The organism is Methylobacterium tarhaniae, assembly GCF_001043955.1.
Taxonomy (GTDB): Bacteria; Pseudomonadota; Alphaproteobacteria; order Rhizobiales; family Beijerinckiaceae; genus Methylobacterium; species Methylobacterium tarhaniae.
The window spans coordinates 1-1,019 of the sequence record NZ_LABZ01000203.1 but is presented as its reverse complement, the minus strand read 5'-3'; the positions used below and the strand labels follow the sequence as shown (position 1 = coordinate 1,019).

General features: G+C 71.0%; 1 protein-coding gene. It reads left to right on the top strand.

Annotation, left to right across the window (positions count from 1 at the left end):
• Positions 1-1,019 (top strand): molybdopterin-dependent oxidoreductase (locus VQ03_RS25180; protein ID WP_048453656.1); only part of this gene is annotated, 1,019 nt, incomplete at both ends.

Sequence of the window (1,019 nt, the reverse complement as noted above, 5' to 3'; positions counted from 1 at the left end):
CGGGGCACGAGGATCGTCGCCATCGATCCCCGCCGGACCCAGACCGGCGAGGAGGCCGACCTCTTCCTCGGCATCCGGCCCGGCACCGACACCGCCCTGTTCTCCGGCCTCCTGGTCCACCTCGCGGACAATGGCGCCCTCGATCCGCGCTACATCGCCGAGCATACCGCCGGCTTCGAGCCCGCGCTGGAGCGCGCCCGCCAGATCGCCCCGACGGTGGCCGCGACCGCCGCCGCCACCGGCCTGAGCGAGGCGGAGGTCGAGACCTTCTTCCACCTGTTCCGCACCACGCAACGGGTCGTCACCGCCACCTCGCAGGGCGTGAACCAGTCGGCGCAAGGGACCGACAAGGCCAACGCGATCATCAACTGCCATCTCGCCACCGGCCGCATCGGCCGACCCGGCATGGGGCCGTTCTCGCTGACCGGCCAGCCCAACGCCATGGGCGGGCGCGAGGTCGGCGGGCTCGCCAACATGCTGGCGGCGCATATGCACTTCACCCCCGAGGAGGTGGACCTGGTGCGCCGGTTCTGGAACGCGCCGAACATCATCACCGGCGAGGGCCTGAAGGCGGTTCAGCTCTTCGAGGCGATCGAGCGCGGCAAGATCAAGGCGCTCTGGGTGATGGGCACCAATCCCGCCGTCTCGATGCCCCGGGCCGACCGGGTGCGGGCCGCTTTGGCCAAGCTCCACACCTACGTGGTCTCCGAGGTGGTGGCGAACACCGACACGGTGCGGGCGCGCAACGCGATCCTGCTCCCGGCCCTCGCCTGGGGCGAGAAGGACGGTACGGTCACCAATTCCGAGCGCCGGATCTCGCGCCAGCGCGCCTTCCTGGCGGCACCCGGCGAGGCGCGGGCCGATTGGTGGATCATGGCGCAGGTCGGTCAGCGCCTCGGCCACGCCAAGGCCTTTTCCTGGCCGAACGCCGCCTCGGTGTTCCGCGAGCACGCCGCCCTGTCGGAATTCGAGAATCGCGGCACCCGCGACTTCGACCTCGGCGGCCTCTCCGACATCAC